Below are 22175 nucleotides of genomic sequence, written 5' to 3' on the forward strand. Positions count from 1 at the left end.
CTTGGAATACATAAGGGAACATATCTGGCAGATTCTTATTGCGCTAAACTACATATTAGCATTGTCTGCCGTGATTGCAGTACTTTTTAAAAAAATAAACCCAACAAAAACCTTAAGTTATATTATTGTTTTGTTGGTTTTTCCTTTTTTAGGGTTAATCGTTTATTACCTTTTTGGGCAAGAGTACCGTAAATCTAAAATTTTCAACAGGAAAAATGTTTTAAATCAATCGGTTGTAAAACAAATTCAGAAGGAACTCGAATTAGATACCAAGACCATTGAAAGTGTAGATGAATTATTAGAGGAAAAATCCAAACTCATCAGGCTTCTTTACAATAGTGAGAATTCAAAAGTCACCATAAAAAATAGCGTAGAACTTATTAAAGATGGTGACCATAAAATGGAACTTTTATTTGAGGATTTAAGAAATGCCAAACACCATATACATATTGAATATTTTATAATTAAAGATGATACAATTGGATCCAGGTTTCTTGATTTGATATGTAGTAAAGCCGAGGAAGGTGTTCAGGTAAAAATGATTATAGACGATGTTGGCAGCGCTATTTCTTCAAAGACAAAACGCAAGTTGAATCAAAGTGGTGTGGAATTGTATAAATTTATGCCCGTTTTGTTTTCGAGATTTACAGGTAAGATGAATTACCGTGACCATAGAAAGATTGCTATTATAGATGGTAACGTTGGGTATGTTGGTGGTATTAATATTTCAGATAATTATATAAACTCCAAGAATAAAAGGTATTGGCGAGACACTCATATTAGGGTTGTTGGTGAAGCCGTAAGACAACTTCAAATTTTATTTTTTACAACCTGGGACTTTGTAAGTGATGGCAAATTGAATATTTCAAAAGATCACTTTCCTGAAAATCAAGTTGAGGAAAATGTGGCCTTACAAGTTGCCGCTAGCGGACCAGATACAGACTGGTCTAACATTATGGAAGCCCTTTTTGTCGCCATTACCAATGCCGAGGAATATATTTATATTACAACCCCATATTTTATTCCAAATGATGAAATTGTTACAGCTTTACAGGTTGCTGCAAGAAGTAACATAGAGGTTAAACTCATAGTGCCAAAAGTATCGGATTCTTGGATTGCAGAATACGCAACTAACTCTTATTTAGAAAAGCTTTTGGAGGCTGGAGTGGAGGTTTATCAATATACCAAAGGTTTTGTACATGCCAAAACAATCGTTATCGATGGTGTTTTTAGTACCGTAGGTACTGCAAATATGGACTACAGAAGCTTTAATATTAATTTTGAAGTCAATGCTTTTATTTATGACAAAAAGTTTTCTGAAAGTCTTAAAAGTGATTTTAAATCAGACCTTATGGACACTCAACAAATACATTTAGAGACATGGGTGAACAGGTCTAGAAGAAAAAGGCTTATAGAAGCCTTAGCACGTTTAGCCGCCCCACTATTATAAAATTATCGTCTGCTTCGTCGGTTTTGTCTTGCAGAAGTCGGTTGTCCGTAATGTTGTTTTGGGATGGATGCTTTTTTCATTTGCTGTTTCATCATCTTAATTTGGTCGGCAAGCATATCACGCTTATCCAGTTTTTCCGCCTCAGATAACAACTTTTGTGCCTCTTGCTTACGTCGCTTTGAAAAGGCGATACCGGCTAAATTCAATTTTGCCATGGCTAAATCATGATCCATTGATAGTCCAAGGCTTATGGCTTTTTTAAAGTATTTCTCGGCTTCGTTCATATTGGTTTGGGAAACCATAATACCATTAAGGTAGTTTAGATAGCCTTGTTGCTTTTTAACAAGTGCTGCTTGAGGGTTCTTTATTTTATCTAGCCATTTTTTAGCACCATCAAAGTCTTGTTTTCTTAATCTAAAGAATGCCAGAAGAATCAGTTCATTCTTAAAGTAAAGAAAAATAAATATGGTGGAAAGTAGGATATACATAATACCATTGCCAATATAACCTTCGGTAAACTGATAAATTGCATAGCCTATTATAAGTGCAGCAAGAACTAATTTTATATTTTTATTGAACATTGTTCCGTTTTTTTAAGGATGGCAAAGTTAATAAAATTCTATAGAAATATTTTTAATTTCAGACTTGCTAAAGTAAAAACTTGTTGTATATTTGCACCCAGTTTTTGAGAGACCTCAAACAAAAAAATAGTTTACTCAGATTATAAAAAGATAAGACATGCCAAAAAGAACGTTTCAACCGTCAAAGAGAAAGAGAAGAAACAAGCACGGTTTTAGAGAAAGAATGGCTTCTGTTAACGGAAGAAAAGTTTTAGCACGTAGAAGAGCTAAAGGAAGAAAAAGATTGTCTGTATCTTCAGAATTAAGACATAAAAAATAATGATTAACAATTGTTAATATTTTAAAGGTGTTACTTAGGTGTAACACCTTTTTTTATACCCAATCGATATTTATTTTTGCAAACCAAAAGATAATCCCATGCCTAAAAACAAAAACATCAAATCTATTTTACTAATCGGTTCAGGACCAATCATCATAGGTCAAGCCTGTGAGTTTGACTACTCAGGATCACAAGCGTTAAGATCATTGAGAGAAGATGGTATCGAAACGATTCTTATCAATTCCAATCCTGCTACAATAATGACAGATCCAACAATGGCGGATCATGTATACTTATTGCCTTTAACAACAAAATCTATTATAAATATTTTAAAAGAACATCCCCAAATAGATGCTGTATTACCAACTATGGGTGGACAAACGGCATTGAATCTATGTATAGAAGCTGATGAAAAAGGGATTTGGGAAGATTTTGGTGTAGAAATTATTGGTGTTAATATTGATGCTATTAATATCACAGAAGACAGAGAAAAATTTAGAGAGCTAATGCTTAAGATAGGTGTAGGTATGGCGCCACAAGCAACAGCAACCTCCTTTTTAAAAGGAAAGGAGATAGCTCAAGAATATGGTTTTCCTTTATGTATTAGGGCCTCATTTACATTAGGTGGTGCAGGTGCTTCTATCGTTTATGACGAAAAGGAATTTGATGAAGCGCTTACCAGAGGTTTAGAGATTTCACCAATTCATGAGGTGATGATTGATAAGGCCATGATGGGATGGAAGGAATATGAGTTAGAGCTTCTTAGGGATAGAAATGACAACGTAGTGATTATCTGTACCATTGAGAATATGGATCCTATGGGAATTCACACTGGTGATTCCATTACAGTAGCACCTGCTATGACCCTGTCGGATAAGACATTCCAGAAAATGCGAGATATGGCTATCCATATGATGCGTAGTATTGGAGACTTTGCTGGTGGTTGTAACGTTCAGTTTGCTGTAAGTCCAGACGAAGATGAAGAAATCATTGCCATTGAGATTAATCCACGTGTATCGCGTTCCTCTGCATTGGCAAGTAAAGCTACAGGATATCCAATCGCTAAAATAGCCGCTAAGTTGGCGCTAGGTTATACCTTAGATGAATTAAGCAATCAGATCACAAAATCTACATCGGCATTATTTGAACCAACATTAGACTATGTTATCGTAAAAATACCTCGTTGGAACTTTGACAAATTTGAAGGTTCTGATAGAACTTTAGGTTTACAAATGAAAGCTGTAGGTGAAGTGATGGGAATAGGTCGTTCCTTCCAAGAAGCTTTGCATAAAGCCACTCAATCCTTAGAAATAAAACGTAATGGCTTAGGTGCTGATGGGAAAGGTTACAAGAATTATGACCAAATTATTGAAAAACTGACTAATGCAAGTTGGGATAGGGTTTTTGTTTTATATGATGCTATTCAAATGGGAATTCCTTTAAGTCGTATTCACGATATCACAAAAATTGATATGTGGTATCTAAAGCAATATGAGGAACTATTTGAATTAGAAAAAGAGATTTCTACCTATACAATAGACACCATTCAAAAAGAACTGTTACTTGAAGCGAAACAAAAGGGTTATGGTGACAGACAAATAGCACATATGTTAAAGTGTTTGGAAAGTGAAGTTCACAACAAACGTAGGGAGCTTAAAATAAACCGTGTTTACAAACTTGTAGATACATGTGCTGCGGAGTTTAAAGCGCAAACTCCTTACTATTACTCAACTTTTGAAAGTGAAGTAGAAACAGCAGACGGTCAGGTTTCTGTTGCTAACGAAAGTATTGTAACAGATAAAAAGAAAATTATTGTGCTGGGTTCAGGTCCAAACCGCATTGGTCAAGGTATTGAGTTTGATTACTGTTGTGTACATGGTGTCTTAGCCGCAGCAGAGTGTGGATACGAAACCATTATGATCAACTGTAACCCTGAAACGGTTTCAACAGATTTTGATATCGCAGATAAACTATATTTTGAACCTGTCTTCTGGGAGCACATTTATGATATTATCCAACACGAAAAGCCAGAGGGAGTCATTGTACAGCTTGGTGGACAAACGGCATTAAAGCTTGCTGAAAAGCTAGAACGCTATGGTGTTAAGATTATGGGAACTAGTTTCCAGTCTTTAGACTTAGCTGAAGATAGAGGAAGTTTTTCAACCCTGTTAAAAGAGAATAATATCCCATATCCAAAATTTGATGTCGCTACGAATGCTGAAGAAGCACTCAAGGTTGCTGAAGAATTAAATTTCCCAATTCTTGTAAGACCCTCATATGTCCTTGGAGGTCAAGGAATGAAGATTGTGATCAATAAACAGGAATTAGAAGAACACGTTATTGATTTATTAAAATCCATTCCTGGAAACAAGTTGTTATTAGACCATTATCTCGATGGAGCAATTGAAGCCGAAGCAGACGCAATTTGCGATGGTGAAAATGTGTACATTATTGGTATAATGGAGCATATAGAACCTTGTGGAATACACTCTGGTGATAGTAATGCCACATTACCACCATTTAATTTAGGTGAATTTGTGATGCAGCAAATTAAAGATCATACCAAGAAAATAGCATTGGCTCTGAACACTGTAGGCTTAATCAATATTCAGTTTGCTATTAAGGATGACATCGTTTACATTATTGAAGCGAATCCAAGAGCCTCACGTACTGTACCATTTATAGCTAAAGCCTATAAAGAACCCTATGTAAATTATGCAACCAAGGTGATGTTAGGCGATAAAAAAGTTACTGATTTTAATTTCAATCCACAGTTGGAGGGTTATGCCATTAAACAACCTGTATTTTCATTCAATAAATTTCCTAATGTGAATAAAAAATTAGGACCAGAAATGAAGAGTACGGGTGAAAGTATCTTGTTTATTGAAAGCCTTAAGGAAGATGAGTTCTACGATTTATACTCTAGACGAAAAATGTATTTAAGTAAATAATGGCATAGTTTTAGCTGAATTTTAATAGAATTTGCTATAAATTATTAACTTAGCTAAAAATTGGATTGTATGGTTAGAACTTTACTTTTATTAATACTTACATTATTTATGGTGCCTGTGACGAATGCACAGGTTACCTTAAATCAAGTTGACGACTTTCAAGATGGCACAACTCAGGAGTGGCGTATAGGTGGAGCTGGTAATGCTACGAATGGTCCTATAAACGTTGCTGATGCCGGACCTGCAGGTGCAGGTGACAATTGTTTGCAATACACATCCTTGGGAGGTAATGGAGTTGCCAGTAAAATGGTGTTTTACTCTCAAAACCAACAATGGAGCGGTGATTTTTCGAGTGAGAATGTAGACCGCATAAACATGGATGTTAATGTACAGACCAATGATCTAAACCTAAGAATTGCAATGCAAGGTACCAATGGTACTAGAATATGTTCTACGAACGCTATAAATGTTGTGGCTAATGGTACGTGGTCTAATATTACATTTCCTATATCTGCTGCAGATTTTACAGTAGTTAGTGGTGGAGGTGATGCTGCTTCAGTTTTATCAAGTGTTTTTACTGTTAGGATATTGAGCAGTGCTTCACCGACTTGGGATTTGCCTGATGTTATCGCTGCCACCATACAGGTTGATAATATTACGGCTTCATCATCGCTAAGTGTTACGGATTTTGAAAGTAACACCAAGGAATTTACGATTTCACCTAATCCTTCAAAAAATAAATTAAATGTAATCTTACCATCAAATGAAGAAATGGATATCGAAGTATTTGATGTTTTAGGTAAGCGTGTTTATAAAGGGGTGCTATCACAAATATCATCTTCAGTCAATGTATCAAACTGGAAGAGTGGTGTTTATTTGGTGAGAGTATCTAATGATCAGGTTTCTCAAACTAAAAGGTTCGTGAAACAGTAAGCACAAATTTTAATAATAATGATAAAAAAAGCAATCCTAAATATGGGTTGCTTTTTTTTGTGTTAGTTGTCAGGAAGATTTATTTTCACTCTATAGCCTTTAAGTTTATCAAGATAATTTTCTAGTGAAAAATTGCTATGGTCAAATTCTTCTTGCCTATGCTTTTTGGTTTCCATGCGTTTTAACGCCTTCAAAAAACGTTTCACCTCGGTTTTGTCATTTAAAATGAGACCAGGAACCGTTTTGGCCTTTCCTTCTTCAGCCTTGGCAACCATTGTGAAATACGAGGAATTACAATGTTTTATAATGCCGCTTTGAATATTTTCAGACTCTACCCTTATACCAATAACCATTGATGTTTTACCAACATAGTTAACAGATGCTTTCATGGTTACGAGTTCACCAACTTCAATAGGGTTGATAAAATCTACGGTATCTACAGACGCCGTTACACAATAGGATCCAGAATGTTTAGAAGCACATGCAAAGGCAATCTGATCCATAAGATTTAATATAAATCCACCGTGAATTTTACCGCTAAAATTAGAGTGTGAAGGCAACATTAATTGCGAAATCTGTATCCTTGAAACGTCAACTGTTTTGTACATGAGATTATATTATAATTCCTCCGATGCTCTTTTTATAATATTTTCAGGAAGTGATTTTTTGGCTTTAGCTCCCATTTTTTTGATTTTCTCGACTCTAGAGATCAAGTTACCTTTACCCTCTACCAATTTGTTCATTGCGGCAGAATAATCACTTTTAGCTGCGTCAATCTTTTTGCCAACACCAGTTAAATCAGTAACTAGACCTTCAAATTTATCATATAGGGCTCCAGCTTGTTTCGCAATTTCTATAGCGTTTTGCTGTTGTTTTTCGTTATTCCACATGGTATCTATGGTCCGTAAAGTCGCTAATAGGGTGGAAGGTGTAACAATAACAATGTTTTGCTCAAACGCTTTTGTATAAAGGGTGTTATCTTCATTAATAGCTACTGCAAAAGCAGGTTCAATTGGGATGAACATCAAAACGAAGTCAGGGGACTCAATATCATATAAATCTTGGTAGTTTTTGGCTGATAACTGATCTACATGCTTTTTAATAGAGTTAACATGTGCTTTTAAATACATAGGGCGTTCCTCTTCCTCGGCATTAACCAGACGTTCGTAATCCGTTAAAGACACTTTGGAATCTATAATCATCTTTTTATTATCTGGAAGATGAAGTACAACGTCCGGCATGACACGCGATCCGTCGTCACGCTGAAAATTTTGCTGTACAAAATATTCTCTGTCCTTTTCCAAACCAGACTTTTCCAAAACGCGTTCTAATACCAATTCGCCCCAATTCCCTTGGGTTTTACTATCTCCTTTTAAAGCTTTGGTGAGGTTGGTGGCTTCCTTGGCCATTTGTTGGTTAAGGTCTTTAAGTCCCAATAGTTGCTCTTTTAAAGCAGAGTGCATACTAATACTCTCTTTTTGGGAATCTTCGACCTTTTTTTCAAAGGTTTTTATTTTTTCTTCGAGCGGATTAAGAATGTTTTTAATGTTTTCTTTATTCTGAATGGTGAATTTCTCCGACTTTTCATCCAGAATTTTAGATGCCATTAATTCAAAATCTTTTCTGAGTTGTTCTTGTTGCTTTGCCAGCTCTTCGTCCCGTTTTAAATTCTGCTCTTGTAGATTATCGTATTCAGCATTTTTTCGAGTTAATTCGCTGTTTAAAAACTCTTTTTCTTTTCTGATGTCTTCACGTTCTTCTTCAATTTTAGAAATATTTTGTTTGAGTTCGCTTATCATTAAAGTCAATTGATTTTGACGTTCCTCAAGTGTGCTCTGTTCACTTTTGGATTTTAATTTTGTAAAAAGCATACCCAAATAAGCGCCAATGATGGCTGCAATACTAATGGCAATTAAAAGAATAAGTGTGTCGTTCATGTATAAATTAAGCGTATTGATCAAATATAAAGATTTCGCTTAAAATCTGAGATGTGAAGGTAGGCAAAAAAAGACTATTTCTTAACCCTAAAACTTCCAGATGTATTGTCAAAAGAGATTAAATCGTCCGGAAAAAGTGATTCGAAAACACCTTTGGTAATAAGGTTACATGGCTGATCATAATATACGCTTTGGTTTTGCATAACGATCATCATATCGCAAAGTTGGATGGCCAGATCAATTTCGTGAGATGAGAATACAATGGTTTTCCCCGTTTCTTTGGTCAACTTTTGGAGTAATTTTAAGATGTAGGCCTTGTGATACATGTCGAGATGGGTGGTTGGTTCATCTAAGACAATGATATCAGTGTCCTGGGCCAATGCTCGGGCAATCATCACTTTTTGTAATTGACCATCACTGAGCTGGTAACATTTCTTGTCCTTTAGCTCTGTGATATTTACCAATTCAAGAGCATTTTTTACAATCTCAATATCTTTTGTGTTCAAATTACCAATCCAATTGGTATAGGGATACCTTCCAAGCGCAATAAGTTCATATACTGATAGATTTTTTGAAGTGACCGTTTCGGTCAAAACGATACTTAATTGCTTGGCGAGCTCTAAAGCAGATACCGTCCGCAAATCTTTTTGATTTAGATATACCGTTCCGGATAATGCAGGCTGAACTTTTATAAGTGTTCTTAAAAGTGTCGATTTACCTATACCATTGGCACCGACCAAACCTATGAGCTGTCCTTTTTCAAGTTCAAAATTGATGTTTTTGGAAATGACCGTTTCTTCTTTTTTGGTTTTATAACCAATAGAAAGGTTTTCGGTTTTTAGAATTGTATTTCTTTTATTTTTTAGCATTAAAACATCATTTTACGTTGCCTTACCAATAGCCAAATTATTACCGGTGCGCCAACCAAGGCTGTAATCGCATTAATAGGTAGGGTATAATCACTTCCCGGAACTTGTGCAATGCTATCACAAACGAGCATGATAATGGCACCCAATAGAAAAACAGCAGGTAATAAAACTTTATGGTTTGAGGTTTTAAATATTTGCCGTGTTAAATGCGGAATAGCCAAGCCTATAAAGGCAATTGGGCCTGCAAAGGCTGTAATAGTACCAGCAATTAAACTGGTAGCTAAGATGATGATAAACCGACTTTGTTTGAGATTAATACCTAAACTTTTAGCGTAGTTTTCACCTAATAGAAGACTATTTAATGATTTTATAGAAGTCACACTTAAACTGATGCCGACAATATAAATTATAAAAAAGATACTAAGTTCTTGCCATGATAAATTGCTTAAACTTCCAAAACCCCAAAAAATGTATTGTTGTAGTTGTTCTGCAGAACTAAAATAAGACAGTACACTTACGACTGCAGCAGTGATACTTCCAAACATTAAACCAATAATCAATATAGCCATGGTATCCCTAACTTTATAAGACACTGCCAAAACGGCTAATAAAACCAAAAAACTTCCGAGGCTTGCGGCAATAACGATACTCCATTTAGAAACTAAGGCTGTGGCAAAAAAACCTCCAAATAAACCCGAACCAAGAATTATCAACGCAACACCTAAACTTGCACCAGAAGTTATTCCTAGAACAAAAGGACCAGCCAACGGATTTCTAAATAGCGTCTGCATGAGGAGACCAGAAATCCCTAAACCTGAGCCCACTAAAATAGCTGTGACAGCCTTGGGTAGACGATAGTTGGTTATAATTACCTCCCAAGTAGAATTATTAATATCACCAATTAGACTTCCTATGATGCTTTTTAAAGGAATATTTACGGAACCTAAACTTATATTAATAAAAAAGCAGGCTAAAAGCACTATGATTAGTAAAACATACTGAAAGCGATATGTCTTTTGTTTTTGCAATTATTGAAGAGGTTTAAAGAAACGAGGATTATAGTTTTCTAGTAGTTCTGGATGACCAATTTTTATAAGATCTTTTAATACCAAATCGGGTCTTGAAGTGCCTAATTCATAATATAAAACACCCCCTTTAGCACCTGTAGTTGTTGAAAATGTAAAAATAGACTTGTTTTTAAAGGCATCAAAATTTGTATATAGCTTACTCGCTTCTTCTAATTGCTGGTAGCTGGTGTAGTACGATGGACTTAACCAGATATCGGCTTGTTGCGCTTTTTCTAAAACGACCTCAAAGCTCAATGCTAAGCTCCCATTTCCAGAAGTGTCACCCCACAAATAATTAAGATTAGCGTCCTTTAAAAACTGAGCTTCCGGACTAGATCCATTTGGTAAATACCAAACTTCCTTGTGCATCGCTCCGCTTAGAATAGTCGGTTTGCTCTTTGCTTTATTAGCTAATTTTTTTGCATTTAGGTAGTTGGACTCAATAGACTTGAAAATAGAATCCGCTTCTGTTTCCTTATTGAATAAAGCTCCAAAGAATTTAATCCATTCGGCTTTGGCCAGTGGTGTCGATTCTACCCAATCCCCATTATAAATTACAGGGATACCAGCCTTTTTAATGGTCTCAAAACTCGTATTTATACCGTCCACTCCAAAACCAATTACGACATCAGGTTGAAGTTCTAGTAATACTTCGGTATTCAGGCCTTCATTTTTCCCCAGTTCTCTGACCAATCCATTGTCTATACGTTGTCTCGTTTTTTCAGAAGATATATAATCTGTACCAGGAAAGCCTACTAAAGTGTGTTCCATACCAAGCAATTCTAAAGCAGGGATATGCGTGGTGGAAGTCACTACAATTTTTGTTATGCTATCCGTTATAATGCCATCGTAAGCTTCCTTTTCAAACGTCATTTGTGCCAATTCATTTTTTGAAGCGATGAGGTATTTAGAGTTCTTTTTTGCTTCTGGCCATGGTTTCTTAATGGTTAAAATTTTATGGGAGGAATAATCTTGAATGGAAAATCCTTCTGCATGATTTAATATCAAATCGCCTTGGTCTTTATTAGGTAGATTAGGAAGAATTCTTGAGTTACCCTTGTCGTCCTTACAGTTGAGGAACAGGGCTAAAAAAAATATTAAAACAAGAGATTTTTTCATATGTAACTAATGTAACTCATTAATAGTTTTTGGAATTGTACATTTATTAAAACTTCTACAATGAGAGACAATTCAAATTTAACATTATATATCGTTGCAGCTGTTATTATTGCTCATTTTTTAGTTGGCTTCATTTATCTTATTTATAAAATGAATAAGAAAAAGGACAATTAATCTTTCCATGTATTTAGATTACACTATTTTTGTGGTGATATTTGGTTTCATTTAATTTTTATTGAATGAATTAAAAGGGAATTTGGTGAAAGTCCAAAACTGTTCCCGCAACTGTAAGCTATTAAGCTTGTTATTACCTTCATTGTCACTGGAAAACTTCTGGGAAGACCAATAGCAAGACGCAAGTCAGGAGACCTGCCAATTTCAACAAAGAAGTCAAACTTTCGGGATAAAAGTTTACTCGGTATTTGAGAAATAGGGTCTTTTGAGAGGTTCACATTCTCATCATCGTTGTATGTTCTCTCGAGCAATTTATGAATGAAATGAACAAAACAAAATTGTTTTGTAGCATATTGTGTTTTGGTATGCTAACAATTGGGTCTGGACAAATTGAACAGGATTCGGTTGAAGTTGAAAAATTGGATGAAGTGGTATTATCGGACTCGCGATTTGCTTTAAAACGTGAAAATTCGGGTAAAGTCATCACAAAAATCACTTCAAAAGAATTGGAAAAGTTACAGGGACAATCGGTCGCTGAAATTATTGGAAGAACGGTTGGTGTTGAAATTAACGGAGTTCGGAGTAATGCTGGGCAAAATCTAAGTTATTTTATTCGTGGAGGTAGAAATCTTCAGGTTTTAATTATGATTGATGGAATACAGGTTACCGATCCATCCCAAATTGCAAACGATTATGACTTACGTTTGCTTAATACAGACCAAATAGATTCTATTGAGATTTTAAAAGGTGCTTCCAGCACACTTTACGGAACTGGTGCGGCAACAGCCGTCATCAACATTAAATTAAAGGATCCTTCTAAAAAGTCATTTAATCTTAACTTGAGAAGTACGTTTGGTACCAATCAATCTTCTGATGAAGACAACTATGCATTAGAAGACTTTAGAAACAGTATTTCGTTAGATGGAAGCTTGGGTAGTTTTAACTATCTCGCCAGTTTCGGACAACAGTTTACAGATGGTTTGTCGGCTATTGAAAACGGTACAGAATCTGATGCTTTCAATAGTTATAATGGTAATCTTAAGCTGGGTTATAAGTTTAATAATGCTTTTAAATTTAATGCTTATGGAAGCTTTGATAATTACAAAGCAGATTTTGATGACAGCTTCAGTAGAATGGATGCTAACAACATTTCGTTTTCTAAACAATACCGTTTAGGATTATCTCCAGAATTTAATTATAACAAAGGAAGTATTATTGTTAATGCAGCGTTTAATAATGTAGATCGTGAAATTCAATCTGGTTTTCCATCTCTTTTTAATGCTCAGAGTATTGTTGTAGATGCGTTTAATAGATTCAAAATTAATGACACGTTCTATACAGTAGTTGGTTTGAATTTTCAGGAAAACCAAATGGAAAGTTACTCCATTCCTTTTGGGGAAACCGATTTTAACCAAGCTATAAATCCAGACAATGCACAATTTACAATAAATGATCCTTATGCCAATGTGGTTTATGTTTCAGATTTTGGTCTGAACGTTAATGCTGGATTTAGATTGAACAATCATAGTGAGTATGGTAGCCATTTGGTGTATAGCCTTAATCCATCTTATAAGTTTGATGTGGATTTTGGATACATTAAGGGTTTGGTAAGTTATAGCACAGCGTTTATAATACCTTCTTTGTACCAATTGTTTGAGCCAGCCTATGGTAACACTGATTTGGAGCCAGAAGAAAACCAGACCATCGAAGTTGGGGCAGAAGTATCCTTGGCAGATAAGGCTACATTCAGCCTTGTTTATTTTAATAGGAGAGAGGATAATTTTATAGATTTTGTAGATACAGGTAGTTTTGTTTATCAATATCAAAACATTTCAGATTCCTTTACTGCAAGTGGTTTAGAGTTTGTGGCTCAGGCAGAAATTGTTGAAGAATTAAATGTTAATGTAAATGCCACTTATACTTCTGTAGACAAGGATTTAAGTTTAAGAATCCCAGAAATAAAGGTGAATGCGAGAATAGATTATGCGCTTTCACAACAAACTCAAATGAGTCTGGCCTATCAATATAATGATAAGCGTGAAGATTCTTTTTTTAACAATTTAACGTTCAATAATGAAGTGGTGACTTTAGAATCATACGGTTTATTAGACTTTTATGTAAGTCATTCTATATTAGAAAATAAGCTATTACTTTTTGCTAACCTCACCAATATTTTAAATGAAGATTATCAAGAATTATTTGGGTTTTCAACAAGAGGGAGAGGTATAAATGTAGGATTCAGTTTAAAATTGTAGAAAATAAAATAGCCACCTCTAGGGTGGCTATTTTATTTAGTCTTCAAACATTAAACCTTCAATAGGAGAGTTTAATGTTTTTGATTTTAATTCTTTTATGACATTAGTTTCAAAAGTATCAATTCCTAATCTGCCACTCGAGGTAATGTCTACAATAGCAAAGGCCAATAAAGGATCGGATGAGGTCCCTAACGTTCCCAAATTCCCAGGGGTTTCAACATAAGGAATATCTGGTACAAGACCTGTAGCCGGTACCAGCACATCATTTACATTAGTTGAGTTGGCGGTTAAAGGAATTAGAGCATAGGTATGACCTGCATTGATATTTTGGGATTCAAAATCTGGGGAGTCAAACACCAATCGGTTAGATTGTGTTTTTCCAGCAGTTGTATCTCCAATATGAACCACTTCAATATACGGTCTTAAACTATTTATAATAAGTTCACTTGCTGATGCAGAGGTTGAAGAAGTTAATACATAAACTCTATTCAAATTGAGGCTGTTAATTGCAGAAGCATTAGATAATGTACTGGTAAACTCGTAATCTCTATTTTGGCTTTGTTGGTTGTCGTTATAGAACAATTTTGAAAACACCTGACCATTAAATTGACCAGTTACCATACTTGCCAAATGTACAGCTGTCTGTATACTTCCGCCACCATTATATCTCAAGTCTAAAATCAATTCCTCTACACCTGCTGATTGAAATTGTCCAAAAGCATCGTTTAGCTGATTGTCAAAAGTACTTGTAAAACCATTATACATGAGGTAACCTACAGTGGTGCCAGAAAAATTTAATACGTCAGCAATATGCACTGGATTTTCGGTATAAGCTTCTTTTGTCAAGGAAATACTTTCACCATTAAGGGTAATAGTATCATCATCGACCTCAGTAGTACCGTTAGTATTATAATCAGCAAAGTTTAACGTATAGGTATTAGGACTCAGTAATTCTACACGGTTAGCTACAGTGAGATTTGTTCCATTTACAGCTCTGAAAATTTGTCCTCTCGTAACACCTAAGTTATAAGCAACGCTGTTGTTTAAAACCAGAGTAACAGCACCAAACAACTCTGTTTCGCTATCAGGAAGAAAATAAAGTTTAAATTCTATACCATTACTTAGTATGGTTCCTTGCTGGGCATTTAAAACATCGAAGTAGTTAGGTACAATTCTACTGAATGGATCTAGAGGATCAAATTTTAAGGTTTCAAATAGCGCTTCGGGAGAATCAAACTCATCAAGATAGGTTTGATAATCTTCTGTTTTGTCATAACGATTTTCAATCCCATTAATGCCAAACCTATCGTTGGATAAATCAGGAACGTTATCATTATATAAGTAATATGCGTTCATGGCTTTCCAGACAAAATCCTTAATGTCTCCACTGGCGACAAGATTATCATCTCTATCCTCAAAACAACTTGTTAAGGTTAAGGAAAAGGCAATAGTTAAAACAAACAGATTTTTGAAAATTTTTCTCATAGCTCTCTTGGTGTCTTTTCTTAATAATAGCAATAGTTTACAGTATTAATGTAAAACTCTAAATTTACTTACATTATTATAAATAAAAAAACTTTGTAACAAATTGTAATGTACATCGTCGTAATGTTGAAGGTCGATAAAAACACCTTTAACCACCAATCAAAAAGTAATGAAGCAGGCAGATTTTGTAAGCTTAGTAATGCCATTTAAGGATAAAGTATTTCGTTTAGCCAAACGTTTGCTGGTTTCGCGAGAAGAGGCAGAGGATGCTACGCAAGAAATACTATTAAAGTTGTGGCGGAATAAAGAGAAGATAGAAGATTATAATAATATAGAAGCCTTCTCAATGACAATGACAAAGAATTTTTGTTTGGATAGATTGAAATCTAAGCAAGCACAGAATTTAAAAATTGTTCACAGTAATTATACGGATAACAATTCGTCATTACAAAAGCAAGTAGAAGCTAAGGATAGTGTAAGCTGGGTATCTCGAATTATGGAGGATTTACCAGAACAACAAAAGATCATAGTGCAACTGAGAGATATAGAACAATACGATTATACAGAAATAGCCAAAATGTTGGATATGAATGAAACGGCTGTACGTGTTAATCTATCAAGAGCAAGAAAAACAATAAGAGAAAAATTAACTAATACACATCGTTATGGTATTAAATAATATAGAAAAACTAATAGAAAAGTATAACAACGCTGAGACAACCCTAGCTGAAGAAGCACAGTTAAGAGAATACTTTACAAGCGAGGATGTTGCACCGCATTTAGAACATTACAAACCAATGTTCGTCTACTTTTCACAAGCACAGCAAGAGCAGTACACCAAAGACGTTCCATTAAAACCTAAGAGAACACTATTGTACCAATGGATTTCTGTCGCAGCAGTTGCCGTTCTTATGCTAGGTTTTATTATACCGCAGATTCTTGGTCCTTCGCAAGAAGAGTTAAGACAAAAAGAATTAGCAATGGAAACTTATAATAAAACCATGGAAGCTTTGAGTTTGGTTTCATTGGGCATCAATGAGGGTAAAGAACAGCTTAACTCGTTGGCTTTGGTTTCTGATAATTTAAATCAGGGCTTAGAAGAAGCTAGCCGATTGACTGAATTTTCAAAAGCAACAAATAGAATATTTAAAAACAAGTAACAAACCCACAAAAATTAGAGAATTATGAAAAAATTAATTGTAATAACAGCGCTTGTCTTGGCACCAATTGTGTCAAGTGCACAAAGTATCTTTGATAAGTACGAGGATATGCCAGAAGTTGCTTCGGTAATCGTAAATCAAAAAATGTTTAGTATGATTGCCACTATCGATATCGATATGGATGATCCGGAAGCACAGGCTTACATGGAGATGGTAAAGAAAATTACCGGATTAAAAGTGTTTACCACTGGAGACGAAAAAATATCAGCTGAGATGAAGACTACCGTTGAGAAATACCTTAAATCTTCAGATCTTGATGAATTAATGCGTATTAAAGATGGAGGTCAAACCGTGAAGTTTTATGTAAGAGAAGGCAAAGATGAAAATCACGTGAAGGAATTATTGATGTTCGTTTCTGGATTGAAAGAAATTACAGAAGGTCAAGACATTGAGATCAATGGCAAAAAGCGTGAAATAGAAACGGTTTTATTGACCTTAACTGGAGATATTGATTTAAGACAGATTTCTAAGTTGACCAACCAAATGGATATCCCAGGCGGCGACAATTTAAAGAAGGCTAGTGAAAAGAAAAACTAAGCTCATAATGAAACAATCAATCAATAACATAATGCTAATGTTGCTTTTGGTTGTAGCTTTTACAAGCTGCAACCAAGGGCCAACGTTACAAACGTATTTTGTGGATAACGAACTTAAAACAGGTTTTTTATCTGTAGATGCACCAGTGAGTTTACTTAATATAGACAACATTGAGCTAACCAAAGAGCAAAAGGAAGCCTACCAATCCATTAATAAACTGAATGTGTTGGCTTACAGACTTGATGCTAACAATACGGAAGAATACGACGTGGAACTGGCTAAGGTTAAAGCCATTCTCAAAAACCCTAAATACGAAGAACTAATGCGAGGTGGCAATAGTACGGATGGACGTTTTATGGTAAAATTTATTGGAGAAGTTGATAATGTTGATGAGTTAATTTTATTCGGTAATGCCAATGACAAAGGATTTGTGGTTGCCAGAGTTTTAGGTAACGATATGAATGCAGGTAAACTGATGTCTTTACAATCCGTATTAAAGGAAATGGATTTTGAAAATGCTAACCTAGGTGGAATAACAGATTTTTTTAAATAAGCTGACAATTATTTAAATGTTAATGTAAATCGTCTTGCGGCTTGTCCTCAGGACGATTTTTTATGGCGTTATTTTTCATAGTGAAAAATATGGCCACAAAGAATAAAGCCCCAAAACCCATAAATAATAATGCCTTGATAATAAAGTAGTCTAAAACTTCAGATAGACCAGCTACAAAAAAGCCAATCGCTACCAAACTAGATATGCTAAGGGAAATCGTGTCTTTATTTAAAGGAAAGAATTTCATATTCCTGTATAGTTGCTCGGTGAAATGGCTTTCAATTCGATCTTAATAGTATCCGAAACATCTAAAGTATCAATAAAATCCGAAATGGACGCTTTAGTAATGGCATCATTGGTTCTTGTTAACCCTTTTAAGGCTTCATAAGGATTTGGATAGCCTTCACGACGTAAAATAGTCTGAATGGCCTCTGCAACCACAGCCCAGTTATTTTCTAAATCCTGCTCAAACTTAGATTTATTCAAAAGCAGTTTTCCTAAGCCTTTAAGTGTAGATTTAAAGCCAATTAGGGTATGCCCAAATGGCACCCCTACGTTTCTTAAAACAGTACTATCTGTGAGGTCGCGCTGCATCCTAGAAATGGGCAATTTCGCAGCGAGATGTTCAAAAATAGCATTTGCAATACCCAGGTTGCCTTCACTGTTTTCAAAATCTATAGGGTTGACTTTATGTGGCATGGCTGAGCTACCAACTTCACCTTTTTTAATTTTTTGTTTAAAGTAATCCATAGATACATAGGTCCAAATGTCACGATCTAAATCGATAACAATGGTATTAATGCGTTTTAAGGCATCAAATAAAGCAGCCATGTGATCGTAATGCTCAATCTGAGTCGTTGGGAATGAATGCTGCAACCCTAATTTTTCTTGTACAAATCTTGTCCCAAAAGCTTTCCAGTCAATAGATGGATAAGCCACTTTATGCGCATTAAAGTTACCCGTGGCACCACCGAATTTGGCCGCACTTGGGACATCGTTTAAGAGATTAAACTGCTCATTTAGTCTGACCACAAAAACGTCAATTTCCTTTCCAAGTCGCGTAGGTGATGCGGGCTGACCATGTGTTCTAGCCAACATGGGTACGTCTTTCCATTCTTCAGCCAATTCTTTAATTTTCTTGATAAGTATAGTGTATTCAGGTACATAAACATTGTTCATCGCATCCTTAATACTTAATGGAATGGCTGTGTTATTTATATCTTGGGAAGTAAGTCCAAAATGAATAAACTCTTTATGGTTAGACAAACCTAAAGCATCAAACTTTTCCTTTATAAAGTATTCAACGGCTTTAACATCATGGTTGGTGACCTTTTCAATCTCTTTAATGGCAGCAGCATCGACAGGTGTAAAATTTTTGTAAATAGCCCTTAAATTCTCAAAAATACTATGAGAAACAGATGCTAATTGTGGTAATGGCAATTCGCAAAGCGCAATAAAATATTCGATTTCAACTAAAACGCGATACTTAATGAGAGCTTCTTCTGAAAAGTAGTTGCCTAAAGCGTTTACTTTAGATCGGTATCTACCATCTATAGGTGAAATTGCGCTAAGTGCTGTAAGTGCCATGTATTCTATAATTTTGAAGCGTCAAAGATAGGGAATCTGTCAGAAGTATGAGGTTAGAAGTCAGAAGTTTTTAGAATTTGATCGTAATCAATTTGGATTTATTTTTTTCAAAATATGCCTTGCCCTAGCTTTAAACCCTGAGCTTTGCATCTGAAAATCGCGCTCCAAAATCATGGCGAGTTCGGGATGAATCCAATCGTATTCAGTGCCTAATAGATAAAGTGAATTCATAGAATAGGCTTTAGGTGCAATTTTTTCGTCAGAAATCATCCAATCAAAACAAGCTTCAATAATTTTTTCTTTATGTATGTTGTTGAGATGTTGTTTTATTTTGGAATCCGTTTTTCCATAATAAGCCTTAGTTAGATATTCACAGATTTTTGCCATGGGTCGCACTGCAGAATCTAAATGTACTCTGGATACGTTTTGTGTAAAAACATCTAGATGAGGAATAATGGCTTCAAGATGTTCACCACACATAAACTCAAATACCCGGGCGGCTCTGCACGATATTTTATCATCCACATCAAATAAAATTTCCAAAAGGGGTTTTACCAATTCGGGATGACCTAAAACTAAATTGGCATAATGCAATCGTTTTTCGCGAGAGTGATTCACATAATTTAATTCCTCGTAAAGTTGGTCTTTTGTCAAAACGTTTCTTATTTTTAACGCTTCTAAATTAGTTAAAAAACCATGATAAAAAAATCACTTAAAAAAGTAGGTCTTGTTTTATTAGTCGTACTGATAATCGCACAATTTTTTGGGCCAGAAAAAAATGATGGAGATATTGCTTCGGTTGAGGCCTTTATAGCAGATACCAATCCACCTGAAGATGTTCAACTGATAATGAAGAGTGCTTGTTTTGATTGCCATAGTGACCATACACGCTATCCTTGGTACAACAATATTACTCCTGTAAATTATTGGTTGGCGGACCATGTTAAGGACGGTAAAAAACACTTTAATGTATCTAAATGGACCGACTATTCCGTTAAGAAAAAGGACCACAAATTAGAAGAGCTTGCAGAGGAAGTAGAAGAAGGCCATATGCCTTTACCAAGCTACACCTGGACGCACCGTGATGCTAAACTTAGCAAGGAACAGATTGAGGCTATAGAAGCCTGGGTTAAAACCGCTCGAATGAAGTATGCTTTTTTAAAAGATCCACAATAATTAGTGAGCAAAAAACTCTTAATTATCGGATTCGTTTGGCCAGAACCTAAAAGTTCTGCAGCTGGCAGCCGAATGCTACAGTTAATTGAGCAATTTCTCGATCAAGATTTTAAAATCACTTTTGCCTGCGCTGCCAAAACTTCCGATAATACTTACGATCTATCCCAACTCGGTGTAAATACGCAAAGCATAGTACTCAATGACGCTTCTTTTGATGACTTTATAATTAAGCTGCAACCAGATGTTGTGCTTTTTGATCGTTTTATGGTAGAAGAGCAATACGGATGGCGTGTAATAGAGCACTGCCCTCATGCTATGCGCATTTTAGATACTGAAGATTTTCATGGTTTAAGAAAGGCTAGGGAATTGGCTTTAAAAGAAGGAGTTGATGTTACAGTTGAGCACCTACAAAACGATACAACCAAGCGCGAAATTGCAAGTATTTATCGTTGTGATGTAAGCTTGTTTATTTCTGAAGCCGAAATAGATATTTTAACCCAACAATTTAAGATCGACCAAAGCTTACTGCATTATCTGCCGTTTTTGTTGGAGCCAATAAATGAAGAGAGGATAAACAGTTTACCAGCTTTTAAAGAACGTCAACATTTTATAACCATTGGTAATTTTTTGCATCCACCAAATTACGATGCAGTAGTGTATCTAAAGCAAACCATTTGGTCATTGATTCGCCAACACTTACCAAAGGCAGAGTTACATATTTACGGTGCTTATGAGTCACAAAAAGTGACACAACTGCATAACGAAAAGGAAGGTTTTTTAATTAAAGGGTTTGCAGAAGATGTCAATATAGTGATGCAACAAGCTAAAGTATGTTTGGCACCCTTGCGTTTTGGTGCAGGACTAAAAGGCAAACTTGTAGATGCTATGCAAAATGGTACACCTTGTGTGATGACTAACATTGCTGCTGAAGGCATGTTTGGAGAACTACAACCAAATGGTTTTATAGAAAACCATCCCAAGGCATTTGCGCAAAAGGCCGTTGAACTTTATACCAATGCAGAGTTATGGCAAGATAAGCAAGACTATGGTTTTGAGGTTGTGAATACGCGTTTTGATAAGGCCAAATTTGAAAATGACTCTGCACAAAAAATCCAAGACTTAAACACAGATTTAAAAAGACATCGTCAAAATAACTTTATGGGAAGCATATTGCAACATCAAACGTTACAAAGTACCAAGTATTTGAGTAAGTGGATAGCCGAGAAGAATAGGTGATTTCGTTTCGTGGTTTTTTACCGAACTTTGCTGGTTACACGCCAAATTAAAACTCAGCGAGGACTTTCAAGATTAGTTTAGAACAAGCAACCACTTGTCATTTTGTATTTTATTTCTTTCGTTTATAATGATTCTGAGTTATTTGATTTAAATATGTTTTTGTTCCAACCAGTTCAAATTGCAGTGCGTTCGGAAGTTCTGAGAATAAAGAAGCACCACCGCCCAATAAAATCGGAATTGTGGTAATTACCATTTCGTCAATTAAATCCTCTTTCAGAAAACTTCTTATTGTGGTTCCTCCGTCGATATAAAGTCTATTAAATCCTTTTTCATTGATTTGGTCTAAAATTTCCGTCAAAGTTCCTTTAACTAAAAATGCTTTCCCTTTATAAGCTTCAGGTATTCCTTTTAACTTATTGCTCAATACAAATACCGGTTTATCATAGGGCCAATCAATATCAAAACAGCAAACGGTTTCAAATGTTGTACGCCCCATCACAAGAGCGTCAATTTCATTGTTGAATTCTACATATCCCAAATCATCATGTTCTGGGTTTGGTATCGTATGTAGCCAATCAATTCCACCATTTTTGTCAGCGATATAGCCGTCCAAACTTGTCGCAATGAAAACACTATTCTTTTTACTCATTATTTATTGGGTACTGTTTTTCCATGTGAATTTCAACCTTTAGGATATCAAAGCCATTTACAGAATTGCATCCCTCC

22 protein-coding genes and 1 riboswitch are annotated in these 22175 nt (G+C 35.3%); of the genes, 11 read left to right on the plus strand and 11 right to left on the minus strand.

Annotated elements, in window-relative coordinates; translation table 11 throughout:
- The first annotated feature begins 1 nt into the window (after position 1).
- Positions 2–1450 (plus strand): cardiolipin synthase, encoded by a 1449-nt coding sequence (cls, locus tag ACFQ1K_RS00285; protein WP_320556112.1) that lies wholly within the window; start codon positions 2–4, stop codon positions 1448–1450.
- Positions 1451–1452: 2 nt separating this feature from the next.
- On the opposite strand, the gene ACFQ1K_RS00290 is transcribed toward cls, so the two are convergent.
- On the minus strand, positions 1453–2031 hold the full coding sequence (locus ACFQ1K_RS00290) for a DUF2892 domain-containing protein (RefSeq protein WP_320556113.1): 579 nt from the start codon (positions 2029–2031) through the stop codon (positions 1453–1455).
- Positions 2032–2188: 157 nt separating this feature from the next.
- Between ACFQ1K_RS00290 and rpmH the strand changes: the two genes are divergently transcribed.
- From rpmH to ACFQ1K_RS00305, 3 genes are all read left to right on the plus strand, one after another.
- The gene (gene rpmH, locus ACFQ1K_RS00295; RefSeq protein ID WP_155089503.1) at positions 2189–2350 is read left to right on the plus strand and encodes a 50S ribosomal protein L34; all 162 of its coding nucleotides are present in this window, start codon (positions 2189–2191) and stop codon (positions 2348–2350) included.
- Between the two features lie 98 nt (positions 2351–2448).
- Entirely contained in the window at positions 2449–5301 is a 2853-nt protein-coding gene (carB, locus tag ACFQ1K_RS00300) for a carbamoyl-phosphate synthase large subunit (RefSeq protein ID WP_320556114.1), read from the plus strand.
- Between the two features lie 69 nt (positions 5302–5370).
- On the plus strand, positions 5371–6234 hold the full coding sequence (locus ACFQ1K_RS00305; RefSeq protein WP_320556115.1) for a T9SS type A sorting domain-containing protein: 864 nt from the start codon (positions 5371–5373) through the stop codon (positions 6232–6234).
- A 62-nt stretch (positions 6235–6296) separates the two neighbouring features.
- Here ACFQ1K_RS00305 and ACFQ1K_RS00310 read toward each other — a convergent pair whose 3' ends face one another.
- The 5 genes from ACFQ1K_RS00310 to ACFQ1K_RS00330 form a co-directional block, all read right to left on the minus strand.
- Positions 6297–6842, minus strand: a complete 546-nt coding sequence (locus ACFQ1K_RS00310) for an acyl-CoA thioesterase (RefSeq protein ID WP_320556116.1) — start codon at positions 6840–6842, stop codon at positions 6297–6299.
- A gap of 9 nt (positions 6843–6851) precedes the next feature.
- On the minus strand, positions 6852–8171 hold the full coding sequence (gene rmuC / locus ACFQ1K_RS00315; protein ID WP_320556117.1) for a DNA recombination protein RmuC: 1320 nt from the start codon (positions 8169–8171) through the stop codon (positions 6852–6854).
- A gap of 74 nt (positions 8172–8245) precedes the next feature.
- Entirely contained in the window at positions 8246–9040 is a 795-nt protein-coding gene (locus ACFQ1K_RS00320) for an ABC transporter ATP-binding protein (protein WP_320556118.1), read from the minus strand.
- Positions 9040–10068 carry a FecCD family ABC transporter permease gene (locus ACFQ1K_RS00325; RefSeq protein WP_320556119.1) on the minus strand — a complete coding sequence of 343 codons (1029 nt, stop codon included), beginning with the start codon at positions 10066–10068 and terminating at the stop codon, positions 9040–9042. Before ACFQ1K_RS00325 ends, ACFQ1K_RS00320 begins: the two co-directional genes overlap by 1 nt.
- Positions 10069–11226, minus strand: a complete 1158-nt coding sequence (locus ACFQ1K_RS00330) for an ABC transporter substrate-binding protein (protein ID WP_320556120.1) — start codon at positions 11224–11226, stop codon at positions 10069–10071.
- Between the two features lie 199 nt (positions 11227–11425).
- Positions 11426–11617: riboswitch (cobalamin riboswitch) on the plus strand.
- Between the two features lie 148 nt (positions 11618–11765).
- Here ACFQ1K_RS00330 and ACFQ1K_RS00335 point away from each other — a divergent pair.
- On the plus strand, positions 11766–13655 hold the full coding sequence (locus ACFQ1K_RS00335) for a TonB-dependent receptor plug domain-containing protein (protein ID WP_320556121.1): 1890 nt from the start codon (positions 11766–11768) through the stop codon (positions 13653–13655).
- 36 nt (positions 13656–13691) lie between these two features.
- Here the strand turns inward: ACFQ1K_RS00335 and ACFQ1K_RS00340 are convergent, their stop codons facing one another.
- Positions 13692–15140: a S41 family peptidase gene (locus tag ACFQ1K_RS00340; protein WP_320556122.1), complete on the minus strand. Its 1449-nt coding sequence runs from the start codon at positions 15138–15140 to the stop codon at positions 13692–13694.
- 169 nt (positions 15141–15309) lie between these two features.
- On the opposite strand from ACFQ1K_RS00340, the gene ACFQ1K_RS00345 reads away from it, so the two are divergent.
- Genes ACFQ1K_RS00345 through ACFQ1K_RS00360 form a run of 4 tightly spaced genes read left to right on the plus strand, consistent with a single transcriptional unit; the run spans position 15310 to position 17450 of the window.
- The gene (locus tag ACFQ1K_RS00345) at positions 15310–15819 is read left to right on the plus strand and encodes an RNA polymerase sigma factor (RefSeq protein ID WP_320556123.1); all 510 of its coding nucleotides are present in this window, start codon (positions 15310–15312) and stop codon (positions 15817–15819) included.
- Positions 15806–16300: a hypothetical protein gene (locus tag ACFQ1K_RS00350; RefSeq protein ID WP_320556124.1), complete on the plus strand. Its 495-nt coding sequence runs from the start codon at positions 15806–15808 to the stop codon at positions 16298–16300. The genes ACFQ1K_RS00345 and ACFQ1K_RS00350 overlap by 14 nt, the downstream gene beginning before the upstream one ends.
- 24 nt (positions 16301–16324) lie before the next feature.
- On the plus strand, positions 16325–16897 hold the full coding sequence (locus ACFQ1K_RS00355) for a DUF4252 domain-containing protein (protein ID WP_320556125.1): 573 nt from the start codon (positions 16325–16327) through the stop codon (positions 16895–16897).
- A 7-nt stretch (positions 16898–16904) separates the two neighbouring features.
- Complete coding sequence (locus ACFQ1K_RS00360; RefSeq protein WP_320556126.1) at positions 16905–17450, plus strand: DUF4252 domain-containing protein; 546 nt, start codon at positions 16905–16907, stop codon at positions 17448–17450.
- A 19-nt stretch (positions 17451–17469) separates the two neighbouring features.
- Here ACFQ1K_RS00360 and ACFQ1K_RS00365 read toward each other — a convergent pair whose 3' ends face one another.
- From ACFQ1K_RS00365 to ACFQ1K_RS00375, 3 genes are all read right to left on the minus strand, one after another.
- The gene (locus tag ACFQ1K_RS00365) at positions 17470–17697 is read right to left on the minus strand and encodes a hypothetical protein (protein WP_320556127.1); all 228 of its coding nucleotides are present in this window, start codon (positions 17695–17697) and stop codon (positions 17470–17472) included.
- Positions 17694–19037 carry an adenylosuccinate lyase gene (gene purB, locus ACFQ1K_RS00370; protein WP_320556128.1) on the minus strand — a complete coding sequence of 448 codons (1344 nt, stop codon included), beginning with the start codon at positions 19035–19037 and terminating at the stop codon, positions 17694–17696. The genes ACFQ1K_RS00365 and purB overlap by 4 nt, the downstream gene beginning before the upstream one ends.
- An 87-nt stretch (positions 19038–19124) precedes the next feature.
- Complete coding sequence (locus ACFQ1K_RS00375) at positions 19125–19691, minus strand: adenylosuccinate lyase (protein WP_320556129.1); 567 nt, start codon at positions 19689–19691, stop codon at positions 19125–19127.
- A gap of 42 nt (positions 19692–19733) precedes the next feature.
- Between ACFQ1K_RS00375 and ACFQ1K_RS00380 the strand changes: the two genes are divergently transcribed.
- Positions 19734–20213: a heme-binding domain-containing protein gene (locus ACFQ1K_RS00380; protein WP_320556130.1), complete on the plus strand. Its 480-nt coding sequence runs from the start codon at positions 19734–19736 to the stop codon at positions 20211–20213.
- A 3-nt stretch (positions 20214–20216) separates the two neighbouring features.
- Positions 20217–21449: a glycosyltransferase gene (locus ACFQ1K_RS00385; RefSeq protein ID WP_320556131.1), complete on the plus strand. Its 1233-nt coding sequence runs from the start codon at positions 20217–20219 to the stop codon at positions 21447–21449.
- A gap of 109 nt (positions 21450–21558) precedes the next feature.
- Here ACFQ1K_RS00385 and ACFQ1K_RS00390 read toward each other — a convergent pair whose 3' ends face one another.
- A complete protein-coding gene (locus ACFQ1K_RS00390) occupies positions 21559–22098 on the minus strand; it encodes a dihydrofolate reductase family protein (RefSeq protein ID WP_320556132.1) in 540 nt (179 codons plus the stop codon).
- Between the last annotated feature and the right edge of the window lie 77 nt (positions 22099–22175).

Source organism: Winogradskyella aquimaris (genome assembly GCF_042676105.1).
GTDB lineage: Bacteria > Bacteroidota > Bacteroidia > Flavobacteriales > Flavobacteriaceae > Winogradskyella > Winogradskyella aquimaris.

Coding starts and splice junctions, on each gene's coding strand:
- ACFQ1K_RS00290 (WP_320556113.1), bottom strand. CDS start 2,031: ATGTTCAATAAAAATATAAAATTAGTTCTTGCTGCACTTATAATAGGC.
- rpmH (WP_155089503.1), top strand. CDS start 2,189: ATGCCAAAAAGAACGTTTCAACCGTCAAAGAGAAAGAGAAGAAACAAG.
- carB (WP_320556114.1), top strand. CDS start 2,449: ATGCCTAAAAACAAAAACATCAAATCTATTTTACTAATCGGTTCAGGA.
- ACFQ1K_RS00305 (WP_320556115.1), top strand. CDS start 5,371: ATGGTTAGAACTTTACTTTTATTAATACTTACATTATTTATGGTGCCT.
- ACFQ1K_RS00310 (WP_320556116.1), bottom strand. CDS start 6,842: ATGTACAAAACAGTTGACGTTTCAAGGATACAGATTTCGCAATTAATG.
- rmuC (WP_320556117.1), bottom strand. CDS start 8,171: ATGAACGACACACTTATTCTTTTAATTGCCATTAGTATTGCAGCCATC.
- ACFQ1K_RS00320 (WP_320556118.1), bottom strand. CDS start 9,040: ATGCTAAAAAATAAAAGAAATACAATTCTAAAAACCGAAAACCTTTCT.
- ACFQ1K_RS00330 (WP_320556120.1), bottom strand. CDS start 11,226: ATGAAAAAATCTCTTGTTTTAATATTTTTTTTAGCCCTGTTCCTCAAC.
- ACFQ1K_RS00335 (WP_320556121.1), top strand. CDS start 11,766: ATGCTAACAATTGGGTCTGGACAAATTGAACAGGATTCGGTTGAAGTT.
- ACFQ1K_RS00340 (WP_320556122.1), bottom strand. CDS start 15,140: ATGAGAAAAATTTTCAAAAATCTGTTTGTTTTAACTATTGCCTTTTCC.
- ACFQ1K_RS00345 (WP_320556123.1), top strand. CDS start 15,310: ATGAAGCAGGCAGATTTTGTAAGCTTAGTAATGCCATTTAAGGATAAA.
- ACFQ1K_RS00350 (WP_320556124.1), top strand. CDS start 15,806: ATGGTATTAAATAATATAGAAAAACTAATAGAAAAGTATAACAACGCT.
- ACFQ1K_RS00355 (WP_320556125.1), top strand. CDS start 16,325: ATGAAAAAATTAATTGTAATAACAGCGCTTGTCTTGGCACCAATTGTG.
- ACFQ1K_RS00360 (WP_320556126.1), top strand. CDS start 16,905: ATGAAACAATCAATCAATAACATAATGCTAATGTTGCTTTTGGTTGTA.
- ACFQ1K_RS00365 (WP_320556127.1), bottom strand. CDS start 17,697: ATGAAATTCTTTCCTTTAAATAAAGACACGATTTCCCTTAGCATATCT.
- purB (WP_320556128.1), bottom strand. CDS start 19,037: ATGGCACTTACAGCACTTAGCGCAATTTCACCTATAGATGGTAGATAC.
- ACFQ1K_RS00380 (WP_320556130.1), top strand. CDS start 19,734: ATGATAAAAAAATCACTTAAAAAAGTAGGTCTTGTTTTATTAGTCGTA.
- ACFQ1K_RS00390 (WP_320556132.1), bottom strand. CDS start 22,098: ATGAGTAAAAAGAATAGTGTTTTCATTGCGACAAGTTTGGACGGCTAT.